Genomic DNA, 16505 nt, shown 5'->3' on the forward strand with positions numbered 1-16505 from the left:
AAAAATGACGGCCCCCCACGGGCTTCGCCCTGCCCCCGGTGGGGGCGCAACCAGCTTGGGGCGGCCCGGCGCTGGCTGGAAGCAGCGCGTCCCGGTGTTTGCCGCCGCGCTGTGGTGGGGCAGTCTCACCGCCATCGGCTTTGTCGCTGTGCCCCTGCTGTTCGCGCACTTGCCGACGGCAGCGCTGGCTGGCCAGACCGCTGCAAAACTGTTCGCCGCCCAGGCGTGGATCGCGATTGCCTGCGGGCTGGTGTTGATGTTCGCGTCGCGCTCCGGCGAACAGCCGGTGCGCATGGACTGGGCCGGCGGGGCCTTGTTTTTCATCTTCGCCGGCGTGCTGCTGGCCTTGCTGGCAGAGTTCGCGGTCGCGCCGCGGATCGTGGCGCGCGAAAACCTGAAGCTATGGCACGCCGTGGGCACCGTGATGCACCTGGTGCAGTGGCTCTGCGCCGGCACGGTCCTCTGGAAGACCGCTGCGCTCAGGTCATCCGGCCCTTCTTGATCGACTTCTGCTTGGGCTTGGCCCGTTTCACCTGACCGCCGGGCGTCAGCCGCTGGTTGCCCAGCACGCGCAGGGTCTTCACTTCCGGCCGCTGGCCGCCGCGTTTGCTGTACTTCAGCACCTTGAAGTCGCGCGGGCCGGGCATGCGGTCGTCGTCCGCCTCGGCTTTCGCCTTGGGCGGCTTCGGCCGCCACAGCACCAGCAGCTTGCCGATGTGCTGGATGGGCGCGGCGCCCAGGTCGTTGGCAAGCGTCTGGTACATCTCCTCGCGCGCGGTCCGGTCGTCGCCTTGCACGCGGACCTTGATGAGGCCGTGGGCGTTCAGGGCGGCGTCGATTTCCTTCTTCACGCCGGGGGTAAGACCGTCGTTGCCGATCATGACGACCGGGTCGAGGTGGTGGGCTTCGGCCCGATGCGCCTTGCGCTCGGCGATGGTCAACTGGATTTGGGGCATGGGGTGATTATCTCGCGCGGGGCCCGGCGCCATCGCGGACTGTCAAAATCGGAGCCTAATGAAGATCAAGACGAAAAGCAGCAAGGTCAACCGCGCGTGGATCAACGACCACGTCAATGACCCGTACGTCAAGCTGGCGAACCGGGAGGGCTACCGCGCCCGCGCCGCCTACAAGCTGAAAGAAATCGACGAAACCTTGAGCCTGGTCAAACCCGGGCACCTGGTGGTGGACCTGGGCTCGGCTCCCGGCGCCTGGAGCCAGTACCTGCGGCGGCGCCTGTCGCCGGGGGGCGCCGCAGCGGGCGAACTCAACGGCACCATCATCGCCCTGGACATCTTGCCCATGGAGCCGGTGGAGGGCGTCCAGTTCCTCCAGGGTGACTTCCGTGAGCCGGAGGTGCTGGCCCAGCTCGAAACCCTCCTGGCCGGCCGCAAGGCCGATGTGGTGGTGTCCGACATGGCGCCCAACCTGTCGGGCATAGCCTCGGCGGACACGGCGCGGATCGCCCACCTGGTCGAGCTGGCCATCGAATTCACTGTCAGCCACATGAAACCCGAGGGTGCTCTGGTCGCCAAAGTGTTCCACGGGGCGGGCTACGCCGAGCTTGTCAAGCAGTTCAAGGAAACTTTCCGGACCGTGAAGCCTCTGAAACCCAAGGCCTCGCGGGACAAGTCGTCCGAAACTTTCCTCATTGGTATCGGGTTGAAACCAGGGAAATGAGGTGCCCGTGAATTTGGTACGCCAGGGCGGCTTCCCCTATGGCCGGCGTCGCGAAAATACATCATTCCACGGCTTGAAACGCCTAGAATGGGCAGCAAGTACGCACGGTGGCCCCCGAGCCGCCGGCCCAACTCTTTCCGGAGACGCAGTTTGAACAATCAGTGGTTTTCCAAAATTGCCGTGTGGCTTGTCATAGCCCTCGTGCTGTTTACCGTTTTCAAGCAGTTCGACACGCGCGGCGCAGCCGGGGCCAGTGTGATGGGCTATTCCGACTTCCTCGAAGAAGTGCGCGGCAAGCGCATCAAGAACGCCATCATTCAGGAAGGCCAGGCCGGCAGCACCGAGATCGTCGCCATCACCACCGACGAGCGAAAGGTCCGCACCACGGCCACCTACCTCGACAAGGGCCTGATCGGCGACCTGATCAACAACAACGTCAAGTTTGATGTCAAGCCGCGTGAAGAGGGCTCGCTTCTGATGACGCTGCTGGTCAGCTGGGGCCCGATGCTTCTGCTGATCGGGGTATGGATCTACTTCATGCGCCAGATGCAGGGCGGCGGAAAAGGCGGGGCGTTCAGCTTCGGCAAGAGCAAGGCCCGCATGCTCGACGAGAACAACAACCAGGTGACGTTTGCCGACGTGGCCGGGTGTGACGAAGCGAAAGAGGAAGTGAAGGAAGTCGTGGACTTCCTGAAAGACCCCCAGAAATTCCAGAAACTCGGCGGGCGCATCCCTCGCGGCCTGCTGCTGGTCGGCCCTCCGGGCACCGGCAAAACCTTGCTGGCCAAGGGCATCGCCGGCGAGGCCAAGGTTCCGTTTTTCAGCATTTCCGGTTCCGACTTCGTCGAAATGTTCGTCGGCGTGGGCGCGGCCCGCGTGCGCGACATGTTCGAGAACGCCAAGAAGAACGCGCCGTGCATCATCTTCATCGATGAAATCGATGCCGTCGGCCGCCAGCGTGGTGCCGGCCTGGGCGGCGGCAACGACGAACGCGAGCAGACACTGAACCAGATGCTCGTCGAGATGGATGGCTTCGAAACCAACCTGGGCGTGATCGTGGTCGCGGCCACCAACCGCCCGGATATTTTGGACGCAGCTTTGCTGCGGCCTGGACGCTTCGACCGCCAGGTCTACGTGCAGCTGCCGGACATCCGCGGCCGCGAGCAGATCCTGAACGTCCACATGCGCAAGATTCCGATCGGCCAGGACGTCGCCCCCAGCATCATCGCCCGCGGCACGCCCGGCATGTCCGGCGCCGACCTGGCCAACCTCTGCAACGAAGCAGCCCTGATGGCCGCCCGCCGCAACGCGCGCGTGGTCGAGATGCAGGACTTCGAGAAGGCCAAGGACAAGATCTTCATGGGCCCCGAGCGCAAGAGCATGGTCATGCCCGAGGAAGAGCGCCGCAACACGGCCTACCACGAGTCCGGCCACGCGCTCATCGGCAAGCTGCTGCCCAAGTGCGACCCGGTGCACAAGGTCACCATCATCCCGCGCGGCCGCGCGCTGGGTGTGACGATGAGCCTGCCCGCGCAAGACCGCTACAGCTACGACAGCGAATACATGCTTAACCAGATCGCCATGCTGTTCGGCGGGCGGATCGCGGAAGAAGTGTTCATGAAGCAGATGACCACTGGCGCTTCCAACGACTTCGAGCGCGCCACCCACCTGGCCCGCGACATGGTGATGCGCTACGGCATGAGCGACGCGTTGGGCCCGATGGTCTACGCGGAGAACGAAGGCGAAGTGTTCCTGGGCCGTTCGGTGACCAAGACCACCAACATCAGCGAATCGACCATGCAGAAGGTCGACGGCGAAGTGCGCCGCATCATTGACCAGCAATACGCCCTTGCGCGCAAGCTGATCGAGGACAACCAGGACAAGATGCACGCCATGGCCAAGGCTCTGCTGGAATGGGAAACCATCGACGCCGAGCAGCTGGACGACATCATGGCCGGCAAGGATCCACGTCCGCCCAAGGACTGGACGCCGCGCACGCCTCCGTCCGGCAGCGGTGGCTCCGGCGGTTCGCCCGTGGCCGCGGATCCGGCGCCCACGGCAGCTTGAGGCGCCGCGCGAATGAGTAAACAAAGGGGCCTCGCGGCCCTTTTGTACTTCTGATCGTACTTCTGATCGGTAAGAATCCCGCTCATGCATTGGCAAACATCGCGCTACCAGATCGACCTGTCCCGCCCCAAGGTGATGGGCATCGTCAACGTCACACCGGATTCCTTTTCCGACGGGGGGCGCTACGCCAGTACCGGCGCCGCTGTGCAGCACTGCGAGAAGCTCGTGGTCGACGGCGCCCACATTCTCGACATCGGCGGTGAGTCGAGCCGCCCCGGCACACCGCCGGTTCCGCTCGAGGAAGAACTGGCGCGCGTGCTTCCCGTGCTGCGCGAAGTGGTGGCGCTGGGCATCCCCATTTCCGTGGACACCTACAAGCCCGAGGTGATGCGAGAGGTGCTCGACCTGGGCGCAGACATCATCAACGACATCTGGGCGCTGCGGCAGCCGGGCGCGCGGGACGCGATCAGCGCGCACCCCGCGTGCGGCGTGTGCCTCATGCACATGCATGGCGAGCCCCAGACCATGCAGCGCTCGCCCATGGAAGGCGATGCGGTGCCTCAGGTGCGTGCGTTTCTCGAAGAGGCGACTCGGACGCTGCGCGAAGGCGGTGTCGACGCGGCGCGGATCGCTTGGGACCCGGGCATTGGCTTCGGTAAGACCGTGGAGCAGAATTTCGCGTTGCTGGCCCGCCAGCAGGAACTGGTTGCGAGTGGCTATCCGCTGGTGGCCGGGTGGTCGCGCAAGTCTTCCCTGGGCAACGTCACCGGCTTGCCGGTGAACGAGCGGTTGGCCCCCAGCCTGGCCGCGGCGCTCCTCGCCGTGGAGCGTGGGGCGCAAGTCGTGCGCGTGCACGACGTCAAGGAAACGATTGCCGCACTCAAGGTCCACAGTGCGATGATCGCCACCGATCCTGACAACCACAGAAATTCCTCCTCATGAGCAGAACCTATTTCGGCACCGACGGCATACGCGGGACCGTGGGCCAGCCGCCCATCACCCCCGACTTCGTGCTGCGGCTCGCGCATGCCGTGGGCCGCGTTTTGAAGCGGACGCAGCAGCGCCCCACGGTGCTGATCGGCAAGGACACGCGCATTTCCGGCTACATGCTCGAAAGCGCGCTGGAATCCGGCTTCAATTCGGCGGGCGTGGACGTGGTGCTGCTCGGCCCGTTGCCGACGCCCGGCGTCGCCTACCTGACCCGTGCCCAGCGCGCGAGCCTGGGCGTGGTCATCAGCGCCAGCCACAACGCCTTCCCCGACAACGGCATCAAATTCTTCAGCGCGCAGGGTACGAAGCTGCCCGACGAATGGGAGCTCGCCGTCGAAGCAGCGCTCGAAGAGCCACCGGTGTGGGCGGACTCGGCGACCCTGGGCAAGGCGCGGCGCCTGGACGACGCCGCCGGGCGCTACATCGAGTTCTGTAAGAGCACGTTCGCCAATGACCTGACCCTGCGCGGCATGACGATCGTGGTCGACGCGGCCCACGGGGCGGCGTATCACATCGCGCCCAAGGTTTTCCACGAATTGGGCGCGGAGGTGGTGTGCATCGGCTGCTCGCCTGATGGGCTGAACATCAACGACCATGTCGGCGCGACCCATCCCGACGCGCTGGTCGAAGCCGTGAAGGCCCATCGCGCTCATCTGGGCATCGCGCTGGACGGGGACGCGGACCGGCTGCAGCTGGTGGACGGCGACGGTCGTTTGTACAACGGCGACGAACTGCTCTACCTGATGGCCGCCGACCGGCTGGGCCGCGGCGAGAAGCTGCCCGGCGTCGTGGGCACGCTCATGACGAATATGGCGGTCGAGCTGGCCCTCAAAGCGCGCGGCGTCGAGGTGGTGCGCGCCAAGGTCGGCGACCGCTACGTGCTGGAAGAACTGGGCAAGCGCGGCTGGCTGCTGGGCGGCGAAGGCTCGGGGCACCTGCTGGCCCTGGACAAGCACACCACCGGCGACGGCCTCATCAGCGCGCTGCAGGTGCTCACGGCCAGCGTTCGTGGGGGCCGCAGCGTGGCGCAGCTTCTGGAAGGGGTGACGCTTTTTCCGCAAACGCTGATCAATGTGCGCCTGCAGCCCGGGCAAGACTGGACGAAGAGCGAAGCACTTGCCGCCGAAACCCGGCGCGCCGAGGCGGAACTGGCCGGCGTCGGCCGGGTGTTGATCCGCGCGAGCGGCACCGAGCCGTTGTTGCGCGTGATGGTCGAGGCACGTGACGCCGGGCAAGCGCGGGCCATTGCCGAGCGGCTGGCTGAATCCGTCAAGGCGGCCTGACCGGTGGATCCGGTCGTCGCCGCTGTGCACCGCGGCTCGAGCCACAGCTTCAGCAAGTTCACCGAAGAATCGATCATGCTGGTCCAGGGCCTGGGCGTGCAGGGGGATGCGCACCTGGGCGAAACCGTGAAGCACCGATCCCGCGTGGCACGCGATTCCACGCAGCCGAACCTCCGCCAAGTGCACCTGCTGCACGCCGAATTGTTCGACGAACTGATGGCAGCGGGTTTCGCCGTTTGGCCAGGCGATCTGGGCGAGAACATCACGACACGCGGCCTTGATCTGCTCGGCCTTTCCGCCGGGACTTGCCTGCACATCGGCAAAGCGGTGATCGAGGTGACGGGCCTGCGCAACCCGTGCTCGCAGATCGACCGCTTCCAGAAGGGCCTGATGGCGGCGGTGCTCGACCGCGACGCGCAGGGCCAGCTGGTGCGCAAGGCGGGCGTGATGGGGGTGGTGCTGGCAGGCGGTGAAGTGCGCGCCGGGGACCCGATTCGTGCGGAACGCCTAGGACTTTTACATACGCCGCTTGCGCCTGTGTGATGACCTCCCGTCGCGCTGAAGCGACATCTCGTCGACATGAAGCTGTGCGGAATCGCCCGCAAGGTCTACATTGGACTCATGCGTTCACGTTGTCCGCCCACCTTGTTGCTGCAACTGCTGGCGGCCTCGGCTTTGTTGGGCCCGGCGGTTGCGTCAGCCCAGGGTTTCGCTGCCGACTACGGCCTGGTACGGGCGGGCGTCTCGGAAGTGGCACCGTCCGCAGGTTACCGCGGCGGAGCGCTCAATCTCGGCGGGATGCGCATAGCGCCGGTGGTGCAAGCCGATGCGCAGTTTTCGGGGGCGGGGCTGTCGCTGGCCGCAGGCGCCAACTGGTTCGCCCAGGTGTCGGTGGGCCGCAGCGTGCAGTACGACAGTGGGCTGGTCGAAGCGATGCCTGCGGAAGCGCTGCGCATCGCAGGTGGTTACCGCTGGGCCAATGGGCAGGCGCTGTCCTTGCAGGTCACGGGTGGCCGGGGCCCTGAGCGTCTGGGCCTGTCAGTGAGCTACGACTGGCCGCGCTACTTCGTGCGGCTGTCTTACGACACCGGCTTGAACCCGCTGCCGCAGGACAAGGTGCGTTTCTCCGCCGGCATGCGGTTCTAGGGCCTGTTAACGCTATTTCCAGGGGCGCACAAAGGTTCGGGAGGCGTTTCGCGCAGCAGGCGCGCCAACCCGACACCCGCCGCTGCACCCGCGCATTGCGCGAGGACGAAAGCCGGCGCGCTGGCCGGCGCGACTCCCGCAAAACTGTCGCTCAACATTCGGCCCAGCACCGCCGCGGGATTGGCAAATGAAGTGCTGGCCGTGAACCAGTACGCCGCACCGATGTAGCAGGCTACGAGTCCGGCGGCTTTGCCGGCTGGTGCGCGCAGGATCACCAGGATGAGGCCCGCCGTGGCCACGGCCTCCGCAAGCCATTGGCCGGCGCCGTCACGCGGTTTGGTACTGACCTGCAGCAGGCTCATGTCGAACATGGCATGGGCCAACCAGGCGCCCGCTACCGCGCCCAGCAATTGGCACGCGATGAAGGCCATGGCGAGGCGCACCCACGGCTCGTCCGCCGCCGCCGAGCGCGATGCCATCACCAGTGTGACCACCGGGTTGAAATGCGCGCCGCTGACCGGGCCCAGCGTTTCGATCAGCACGAACAGCGCGAACACCGTGGCGAGCGTGTTCGCCAGCAAGGCGACGCCCGTGTTGCCGCCGGAGAGGCGCTCGGCCATGATGCCCGAGCCGATCACGGCGCAGAGCAGGCCCGCGGTGCCGATGAATTCGGCAAATGCCTTGCGCGCCAGCGTCATGACGCCGCCAGTTCGCGCGCCTTTTGCTGGAGCACGAGCCTGTCGATCTGGCCTGCCGGCAAGGCCACCAGCAGGTCGAGGCGGTAGCGGATGGCGATCAGGGTGCGGCGGAATGCATCGAGCCTTTGCGCATCGGAGCCTTCCACGGCAGAAGGGTCCGCATAGCCCCAGTGCGCCGTCGCCGGATGGCCCGGCCAGAAGGGGCACTGCTCGCCGGCCGCGCTGTCGCACACGGTAATCACGAGGTCCATGTGCGGAGCTTCCGGCAGGGCGAACTCGTCCCAGGCCTTGCTACGCAGGCCTTCGGTGGCAATGCCCGCCTCGCGCAGCGCCTGCAGGCCGAGCGGATGGGGCTGCTGGTTTTCGCGCGGGCTGCTGCCCGCCGAAAACCCCTTGAAGCGTCCTTGGCCGACGTGACTGAGGGTCGCTTCGGCCAGGATGCTGCGGGCGGAGTTGTGCGTGCACAGAAAGAGGACGTTGATCGGCGGTGTAGTCATGGATCAGCAGCAGGCCTGCGGGGTGGAGTTGGAGGGCAACACGACGACCGGCGAAAAGCCGCCGCCCGGCGTGCGGAAGTTGGTGGTCTGGCCCGAGTACGTGCGGGCGGCGAGCAGCTGGATGCGGCCCGCGTACGCGTAGGCGCGGACGTCGAGCTTCAAGCGCGTTGCTTCGCCGCCGACGTCGACCATTCGCTCGCTCGGCGCCACCAACGCCTGGGCGATGTACCCGCCCGCGACGATCTCGCTCCACACGCGGCGCGTCAGCTTGTCGCCGCGGTAGGCGCCTTTGGAGCCGTACCCGCCGGCGGGCTTGAAGAACAGCTGTCGCCGCCGCGCCCAGAGCATGTCTGCGTTTTCAGCCGTTACCAAGCTGGCCGCGGGAACGGTTGCGGCGAGGAGTTCGCGGTCTTCGCAAGACACTCCCCATGAAGCGAGCAGCTCGCCGTTGCCCAGCTCGACCAGGTTGCGTTTGTCGGCGTGCAAGGCGTGGGCGCGAGGGTGCGGCGTGACGACAGCGGCGCCAGACGTGTATGCGTCGCGCAGGCCGGCGTGGCTGGATGCCGAGAAGTCGAAATCGGTCAGGCGGTTGTAGACCATGTCGACGGGCATTCCGGCAGGCAGACCGCTGTGCCACAGCCGGCCGCCGCGCCACTGCAGCTCGCCCGGGTCGGCGACGACGGCCTGGATGCCGTGGGCGAGGAACAGCTCGCGGGCCATCCGGAATTCCGGCGCCAGGTATTGCTGCGACGGCGCGTCGTCGACGATCGCGATGGAGCGCAACGGCGTGCCGCCTCGCTGCGCGTTCCATTCGGCGTGGAACATGGCGATCCAGTTCGCGTCCAGTGTGTCCAGGTCGAACGGGAACGAGAACATCTCTCCCTTCGGTTCGCAGCAAGCGCGATGGGCCCGCGCCGCCGCGGCGTGCAGCAATGCCCCACCGGCGTTGGTGTTGATCTCGATGAGGCGCGGTCCGGCTTCGCTGATGTGGAAGTCGTAGCCCATGAACACCCCTTGCGGACCGAAGCCGAGCGCGGCGATGGCCGGCGCGCGCTCCATCGCGGCCGCACGGAAGCCGGGGAGGGTGCTCGCGCGGTGCAATGCCGCGACGCTGCCTTCCAGCAAGGCGTGGTCGCGCGCCGAGATGAATACCGGCGTCGCTGAAAAGAGGTTGGGGCGTCCCGACGCCACGTCGTCCGCGAGCCCGCGCAGCGCGGGGCGCGACTCGAGTTGATCGCGCAGCAGGCCAGAGTCCAGCGTGCGGCACACGCAGCCCAGGTTCAGCGCTTCAGCCATGTTCATGTGGTCAGCTCCGTCAGCAGGGGCTGCAGCCGGAAGGCTCGTTCAGGCCACAAGCCTGGCCCTGGCAGCAATGCTCCGTGAGATAGGCCAACAGGCCGTTCATGCGTTCGAAGTTGGCGCGGTAGATGAGGTTGCGCCCGCGAGGCTCGCTGCTCACCAGCCCCGCATGCGCCAGTTCCTTGAGGTGGAAAGAAAGCCCGCTGCCCCCGATGCCCAACTGCTCGGAAAGGGCGCCGGGCGTCGTTCCTTCCGGCCCTGCGGCGATCAGGGCTCGAAATGCGCGCAGCCGCTGCACCTGGGCCAATGCCGCCAGGGCCCTGACGGCCTCGCTCTCGTGAACTACGTTGAGAGTCAATTCCATGTTTCAATAATAATTGAAATATGGAATTGTTGCAAGAGCGCTGCGGATGAGCACCGGTGGGCAATTTCCTTAATTTGGCAATTGAAAGGGAATGTTAGGATGCCCATTCGTATTAATGGCGCGATCCCGCCTGGGACAAAAAATAGCGCCGCACCCGGAGGAATTCCCAAGCATGAATCGCAGTTCTATCTTCGCCGGCGCCTTCAGCCTGATCGCTGCAGCCGCCATTCTTACGGCGTGCGGCGGAGGCGGCAGCAGTGCCGAGGCGCCCATGTCGGCCAGCACCGAGCTGAATGGCGTCCTTCTGTCCGGCTCGGGCGGCGGCACCAAGGTTTTCCTCGATCTCAACAACAATCAGGCGTTCGACGAGGGTGAGCCCGAGTCGGCCCCCGCTGCCGACGGCAGCTTCAACCTGGCCATCGGATCGCGCTCCGCAGGCGAGCTGGCCTCGGCCATGCTGGTCGCGCAAGTGCCCGACACCGCACGCGATGCCGACGACGCCGGTTTAACGTTGAAAGAAGCCGGCCGCGGCCCCTTGCACCTCATGTCTCCCTCCGCGGCGTTCGTGAAGGTGGACGGCGTCGGACGCCAAAAGGCCGGCCGGGCTGTCATCAGCCCGCTCACCACGCTGGTGGCCGCCGAAGTCGCATTCAACGGCATGACGCCGGAGCAGGCGGCCGAGACGGTGCAAAAGGATCTGGACCTGGGCGCCCGCAATCCGATGGCCGACTACAAGGCCGGTGCCGATGGCGTCCTGGGCAATATCGCGCGTGCCACCGCCATCGTTCTGGGCGAATCGCCCGTGACCGCCGGCGAGCCGGCGCGTCAACAGCTTGCCCTCGCGGTTAACGCCACCAAGAAGGCGTTGCCTTCGGTGATCAAGAGCCTCAACCTGGACCAGGACAAGCAAGCCCTCGTGACCGTGGGAGCGGTCAAGGGTGCCCTGAAGGCGGCGCCGATGTCTGCGCCAGGGGGCGACATGTCGATCGCCGCGCTGGCCGCCAGCGGTAACCGCTTCATCGTCAGGTTCCGCGACGGTGCTCCTGATCCGGCCGAGCGGGTCAACGCCCTGGCGGGCAATGGCCGGGGCCAAGTGCGCCACACATTCTCGAAGGCATTCAAGGGCTTCGCCGTCACTGTGCCGGCCGATGCCGTCCAGGCCTTCCTGGAATCGACGCTGCAAGATCCGAACGTCGACTACGTGGAGGCCGATCAGATCGTGAAGGCGACCCAGACCGTCGTGAACAACGCCATCTGGAGCCTGGACCGCACCGACCAGCGCGCGCTGCCGCTCAGCACGACGTATTCGTATTTTTCGACGGGTGCGGGTGTGCGGGCGTACATCATCGACACGGGCATCCTGACGACTCACTCCGAGTTCACCGGCCGCATGGCTCCCGGCTTCACGGCCATTCTCGACGGCCGCGGCACCAACGACTGCAACGGCCACGGCACACACGTGGCAGGCACCGTGGGAGGCAGGAGCTGGGGGATGGCCAGAGGCGTGACGCTGGTTCCCGTGCGCGTGCTCGATTGCACGGGCAGCGGTTTCATGAGCGACGTCATCGCCGGCATCGACTGGGTGGTGGCGAATGGCACCAAGCCGGCCGTCATCAACATGTCGCTGGGTGGCGGCTTCTCGGCATCGGTGAACCAGGCGGTTGCCAATGCCGTGGCGGCCGGCTTCACCGTCAGCGTGGCTGCCGGTAACAGCAGCCTGAACGCATGCAATTACTCGCCAGCCAGTGAACCATCGGCGATCACCGTCGCTGCGTCGACCCGAGTGGACGCGCGCGCCTCGTATTCCAACTACGGCACATGCGTCGACATCTTCGCACCGGGCTCCTCCGTCACTTCCGCCGCCATCACGTCCAACACCTCCATCGCAACGCTGAGCGGCACCTCCATGGCGGCGCCGCACATCGCGGGGCTGGCCGCGATGTACCTGCAGTCGAATCCGCTGGCGACGCCAGCCGCGGTGGCCGCGACCATCAAGGCAGCCGCTACGTTGGGCAAGATCACCGATGCCGGGGCCGGTTCGCCCAATGCATTGATCTATACCGAACTGAACCCGGTCACGCCGCCGCCGGACCCGGGCATCTCGGACCCGGATCCGGGCATTTCCGATCCCACCCCGGGCATCTCGGATCCCGTGCCTCCCGTGGCGCCGGCGTCGGTCTCCGTCGCCGCACTGAGCGGGAATGCGCGCTGGGAGAGCCGAGGCTGGCGCACGGCGATCACGGTGGCCGCGAAGAACCAGAAGGGCGTTCTCGTGTCCGGCGCTGTTGTGCGGGGTAACTTCTCTGTGGGCGGCAGTGCACTCACCTGCACCACGGCCCCCAATGGCACCTGTGTCATCACCAGCGGCCTGATCAGCAGCCAGTCGGGACAGACGCAGTTCGGCGTCAGTTACATCACATTGGCCGGCCACCCGTACAACCCGGCGTTGAACGCCAAGACGTCCGTCACCGTCAAGAGGCCGTGAATCTGGGGCGCCCCCGCTTGGGGCGCCCGGCTATTGCGATGAGGGCGCGCTCCGCCGCAGCCATGCGGCGTGTGCCACGGGAAACGCGGCTCGGTAGCGGGCCGCTTCCGCCGCCGCTTCGGTATCCAGCCCCAGCAACCGCGCGGCGTCGATGCGCTTTTCGATGACCCGGGGTTCGGGCGAAAAGTGCATCACTTGGCTCGCCAGTGCGTAAGCGTCCTTCGCCGTCTCCGCATGGAGCGGAATCCGCGCCAGTTGTGCGTACGCCAGTTGGTCGCGAAACAGCCAGGTCGACCGCACCTTGGCGAAGGTGTCGTCCTGATACGCCTGTGCGCGGGCTGCCGTGGGTAGATAGAGCTGCCTGACCCGGTGGTAATCCCACGCCGCATAGGCCGCGATCGCAGCGAATCCAGCCGCCGCCAAGCCGAGCCCGATGCGTGAAACGGGCAGGCCGGTGCGTGAGCCGCACAGCATGCCCAGGCAGAGGCCGAGCGCAATCTGGAAGGGCCCGTACCACAGCGGATATTCGACCAGGCTGTGCAAGCCGATCAGCGCGATGACGCCCCATGCCAGCCCGCGGGCCGGGTCGCTTTGCGCCCATGGCCGGGCGCGGACAATGGCCCAGAGGCACACTGCGCACAGCACCAACGCGGCCGGCACACCGAATTCAACGGCCACGTGCAGAGGCAGGGTGTGCGCATTGAACACCAAGGCGCAGAACCGGGGCTCGAAGTTGCCCATGTAGAACGAGTGGGCAAGTTCGCGCCAACCCCAGCCCCACCACGGGCGCTCGAGTACGAGCTGCATCATGTTCTGCCAGAGCACGGTGCGGCTTGAACACAAAGGCACATCACCGGCAAGCCGATGCACGAGGCTCGGCCCCGAACGCCCAGCGCCGTCGAAAACAAAAAACAGCGCCAGCGCCGCCGCCAGGTAGCAGAGCAGGGGGACGAACAGCCATGCTGCCCGCGACATTGCCCGCCTGTGCCACCACGCCGCCAAGCCCAGGACGGCAATCAGCTGCACCGCGCCCGTGCGCGACGCGGAAGCGGCCGTGCCGGCACACAGCAGCAACGTGGCGGCCGCCGCCAGCCAGCGCGGCAGGGCGGGCTTGCCGTGCAGTGTCAGCCACACAGCGCAAAGCAGGCCGATGTTGGCCAGTGTTGCGTAGTGGTTCTTCTGCCGCAGGTTGCCGTAGGCGTGCCGCTCCGGCGAGTAGGCCGCCAACGGCCCCAGCCAATCCGATACGCCGAAGTACTGAGCGAGCGCGATCACCGTGCTGAGGAGCGCGGCGACCAGCCAGACCCACGCGAGAAGCGATGCCGACCACGGAAAGACCTCTTCGCCCGTTCGCGCTATCGCGCCGAGCGCCGAACAGGCCAAGATGGCCGCCAGCACCAGCCACGCGGCGACGGCGGGAGGAGAGGGTGCGAAACTGCCGCTCGCGACGAAATCGGAAACCCAGATGAGGACAGCGCCCGCGGCAGCCACTGCGGGAAGCACGCGAGGGACTTCGGTGCGCGCCTCCATCGCCGACACGGCCAGCAACAGCACCACGCACAACAGCGAGACCAGCAAGGGCTCGACGGCGTACGTGGGCCCCCTGGCCGCGGGGTGCAACCAGGGATAGGCAAGGCATGCGAACGCGGCGGCCAGACGGGCCGCGCGCGCGTAGGAGGTTCGACTCTGGAGCGGCGCGGACGCTGTGCTTGCGCTCATGCCCGCATCATACGGGGGCATGAGCGGGTCAGGCCGCTCAGGTGCCGATCACGCCCCCGTCGTTGCGCGTGATCACGATCGTGGCCGAGCGTGGGCGCGCCGTCGCGCCGCCGGCGCCATAGCCGGCGTTGCCCGGCCAGTGGCTCAGGTACTTGGTCGGGTCCGCAAGGTTGGCCTTGCTGATCGCCTCGCCCGGGTGCTGGATGTTGACGAAGATGGTCTTGCCGTCCGGCGTCTCGCTGATGCCCGTGATCTCGCAGTCCTTGGGGCCGACGAGGAAGCGGCGCAGCGTCTCCGCCGTCGGCTTCGCGCCCACCCGCGTTTGTACCGCGAGCGTGCTGCCGTCGGCCTTGGTGTACGAGAGCGTGGGGGTCGTGCCGTCACCGACCGTGCCCGGCTTGCCGATGAGCATCATGCAGTTGGTGGCGTCGGTGTAGGCACCATCATCGGTCTGGATGAAGCACAGGCCGGTCTTCGGGCTGAACCACAGGCCGTCGGGGCTGGAGAAATCCTGGTCGGCCGTCAGCGCCGACAGGTTGACCTTGCCCAGGTCGGCATCCGATTGCGCGCCGAAGAGGTAGACGTCCCAGGTGAAGGCGGTGGCAGCGCTTTCGGAAGCGGTTTCCTTCAGGCGGATGATGTGGCCGTTGACGTTGCCCGGCGCATTTGCGGCCGTCGGTGCGTCGGTGTAGGAGCGCGGGTTGGCGGCGTCCACCGCCATTTGCGACGAGCCAGAAGGCTCGACCTTGCGGTTGCTGTTGTTGGTGAGTGTGTAGTACACCTCGCCGGTCACTGGATGCACGGCACACCACTCGGGGCGGTCCATCTTGGTGGCGCCCACCGCGTCGGCGGCCAGGCGTGCGTTCACCAGCACGTCGCCCTGGTCGGCAAAGTCGTACGCCGCATGGGCGGCGATCGCGCTGTTGGCGATGTTCAGTTCGATCCACTGGCCCGTGCCGTCGGCATTGAACTTCGCGACATACAGCTTGCCGCTGTCCAGGTACTTGTCGCCGGTGGTGATGCGGTTCGCGGGTGACGCATCGGCCGCGTCCCAGTTCGCTGCGGACACGAACTTGTAGATGTATTCCCCGCGCGAGTCGTCGCCCATGTAGACGGCCAGCGGCTTGCCGGCCGCAGGCTTGCCGAAGGCGGCGCTTTCGTGGGCGAACCGGCCGAGCGCCGTGCGCTTGCGGATGGCCACGTTCTTGTCGTACGGGTCGATCTCCACCATGTAGCCGAAGGTGTTGAGTTCGTTGCGGTAGTCGTCGGAGCCGTCGGTCGACGCGCCCGTTTGCGTGATGTCGAAGCGCGCGTACTTGTCTTCTGCGCCCGCGGTTTCCCAGCCGTGGCGGCTCGCGCTGTTCTTGGCCCGGCCGTAACGCGCCAGCGACACATTGCCGCGCGCCGTGGCGCCGCCGCGTGCGGCTTCATCGTCTGCGCGCTTGAAGTAGCCGGACCAGTTTTCCTCGCCGGTCAGGAAAGTGGCCCACGGCGTGTAGCCGGTGCCGCAGTTGTTGATGGTGCCGCGGCAATCGTTGCCTGAGGCCGAGAACTTCGTCTTCACGAGCGCGTTGCCGCGCGCGGGGCCGTTCAGCAGCATCGACGTCATCGGCGTGATGCGGCGATTGAAAGCCGAGTCTTTCTGGGCCGCGAACTTGCCGTTCACCTTGCGCACTTCGACGACGGACACGCCGTGTGCCGGGATTTCCTTGTCGGCCTCCGCGGCCGGGCGCGGGTTGGGCGTGGTGCCGCCGGCGTGCAGGAACTGGTCGGTCAAGGCCTCATGGTTCATCGCCAGCAGGCCGCGCTCGGAGCCGGTCGCGTCGCGCGCCGTCCCGGTGGCGTTCAGGCCGAAGTACTCCATGCCGTCGTGGTGGTCCCCGGCGCGCTGCTCGAAGCCCGTGTCGGTGCCGTCATTCTTGTAGTCAGGGGTCGCTGCCGTCAGCGGGTCGCCCAGCGCGTAGATCACGGTCGCGGTGTAGCCGGCCGGCACGGTGAGCACGTCGGCTGTGCTCTTGGCGACGGCGGGGAAGCTGAGAGGCGCCGCGGCCTCGTCGTCGCTGCCGCCGCAGGCCACGAGCGGGAGCGACCCCAGCACGGCCGCACCGGCGGTGCCCATGCTGACGCGCAGCACATTGCGGCGCGAAAGGCGCGCGTCCAGCACGTCGTTGAAGGAGGGGTTGCTACTGTTGTTGAAATCTTCGTCGTGGCTCATTTCTTCTCGATGCTTTCTGGGTTGTTGATCGGGATCAACCGCCGAGCGTAGAAAGCATTCGTGAC

15 protein-coding genes are annotated in these 16505 nt (G+C 66.6%); 8 read left to right on the forward strand and 7 right to left on the reverse strand.

Translation table 11 applies throughout. The annotated features are described in order from the left end of the window. The first annotated feature begins 4 nt into the window (after nt 1-4). On the forward strand, nt 5-502 hold the full coding sequence (locus EEB15_RS10325) for a DUF4149 domain-containing protein (RefSeq protein ID WP_141509765.1): 498 nt from the start codon (nt 5-7) through the stop codon (nt 500-502). Here the strand turns inward: EEB15_RS10325 and EEB15_RS10330 are convergent. Beyond that, the gene (locus EEB15_RS10330; RefSeq protein WP_141509766.1) at nt 480-956 is read right to left on the reverse strand and encodes a YhbY family RNA-binding protein; all 477 of its coding nucleotides are present in this window, start codon (nt 954-956) and stop codon (nt 480-482) included. The genes EEB15_RS10325 and EEB15_RS10330 overlap by 23 nt on opposite strands. A gap of 58 nt (nt 957-1014) precedes the next feature. Here EEB15_RS10330 and EEB15_RS10335 point away from each other — a divergent pair, with 58 nt between their 5' ends. The 6 genes from EEB15_RS10335 (at nt 1015) to EEB15_RS10360 (ending at nt 7163) form a co-directional block, all read left to right on the forward strand. After that, a complete protein-coding gene (locus tag EEB15_RS10335; RefSeq protein WP_141509767.1) occupies nt 1015-1677 on the forward strand; it encodes an RlmE family RNA methyltransferase in 663 nt (220 codons plus the stop codon). Nucleotides 1678-1827: 150 nt separating this feature from the next. Beyond that, a complete protein-coding gene (gene ftsH, locus EEB15_RS10340) occupies nt 1828-3744 on the forward strand; it encodes an ATP-dependent zinc metalloprotease FtsH (RefSeq protein ID WP_141509768.1) in 1917 nt (638 codons plus the stop codon). Between the two features lie 84 nt (nt 3745-3828). After that, nucleotides 3829-4686 (forward strand): dihydropteroate synthase, encoded by an 858-nt coding sequence (gene folP, locus EEB15_RS10345; RefSeq protein WP_141509769.1) that lies wholly within the window; start codon nt 3829-3831, stop codon nt 4684-4686. Then, the gene (gene glmM / locus EEB15_RS10350) at nt 4683-6017 is read left to right on the forward strand and encodes a phosphoglucosamine mutase (protein WP_141509770.1); all 1335 of its coding nucleotides are present in this window, start codon (nt 4683-4685) and stop codon (nt 6015-6017) included. Before folP ends, glmM begins: the two co-directional genes overlap by 4 nt. Nucleotides 6018-6020: 3 nt before the next feature. Further along, complete coding sequence (locus EEB15_RS10355; protein ID WP_305000509.1) at nt 6021-6560, forward strand: MOSC domain-containing protein; 540 nt, start codon at nt 6021-6023, stop codon at nt 6558-6560. A gap of 78 nt (nt 6561-6638) precedes the next feature. After that, nucleotides 6639-7163 (forward strand): hypothetical protein, encoded by a 525-nt coding sequence (locus EEB15_RS10360; RefSeq protein WP_141509771.1) that lies wholly within the window; start codon nt 6639-6641, stop codon nt 7161-7163. Here the strand turns inward: EEB15_RS10360 and EEB15_RS10365 are convergent. The 4 genes from EEB15_RS10365 to EEB15_RS10380 are packed head-to-tail and all read right to left on the reverse strand — an operon-like array spanning nt 7160 to nt 10021. Continuing rightward, a complete protein-coding gene (locus tag EEB15_RS10365; protein WP_141509772.1) occupies nt 7160-7861 on the reverse strand; it encodes an MIP/aquaporin family protein in 702 nt (233 codons plus the stop codon). The genes EEB15_RS10360 and EEB15_RS10365 overlap by 4 nt on opposite strands. Further along, nucleotides 7858-8358, reverse strand: coding sequence for an arsenate reductase ArsC (locus EEB15_RS10370; protein ID WP_141509773.1), 501 nt, complete (start codon nt 8356-8358; stop codon nt 7858-7860). Before EEB15_RS10370 ends, EEB15_RS10365 begins: the two co-directional genes overlap by 4 nt. Nucleotides 8359-8361: 3 nt before the next feature. After that, nucleotides 8362-9660 (reverse strand): circularly permuted type 2 ATP-grasp protein, encoded by a 1299-nt coding sequence (locus tag EEB15_RS10375; protein ID WP_141509774.1) that lies wholly within the window; start codon nt 9658-9660, stop codon nt 8362-8364. 13 nt (nt 9661-9673) lie between these two features. After that, nucleotides 9674-10021 (reverse strand): helix-turn-helix transcriptional regulator, encoded by a 348-nt coding sequence (locus EEB15_RS10380; protein ID WP_141509775.1) that lies wholly within the window; start codon nt 10019-10021, stop codon nt 9674-9676. A 172-nt stretch (nt 10022-10193) separates the two neighbouring features. Between EEB15_RS10380 and EEB15_RS10385 the strand changes: the two genes are divergently transcribed. Continuing rightward, entirely contained in the window at nt 10194-12506 is a 2313-nt protein-coding gene (locus EEB15_RS10385; protein WP_158290059.1) for a S8 family peptidase, read from the forward strand. Nucleotides 12507-12536: 30 nt separating this feature from the next. Here the strand turns inward: EEB15_RS10385 and EEB15_RS10390 are convergent, their stop codons facing one another. Both EEB15_RS10390 and EEB15_RS10395 read right to left on the reverse strand, forming a co-directional pair. Continuing rightward, nucleotides 12537-14225 (reverse strand): PglL family O-oligosaccharyltransferase, encoded by a 1689-nt coding sequence (locus tag EEB15_RS10390; protein ID WP_158290060.1) that lies wholly within the window; start codon nt 14223-14225, stop codon nt 12537-12539. 37 nt (nt 14226-14262) lie between these two features. Next, on the reverse strand, nt 14263-16440 hold the full coding sequence (locus EEB15_RS10395; protein ID WP_141509778.1) for a PhoX family phosphatase: 2178 nt from the start codon (nt 16438-16440) through the stop codon (nt 14263-14265). Nucleotides 16441-16505 lie beyond the last annotated feature (65 nt).

The organism is Ramlibacter sp. WS9 (assembly GCF_003797765.1).
In the GTDB taxonomy this organism is placed as follows: domain Bacteria; phylum Pseudomonadota; class Gammaproteobacteria; order Burkholderiales; family Burkholderiaceae_C; genus Ramlibacter.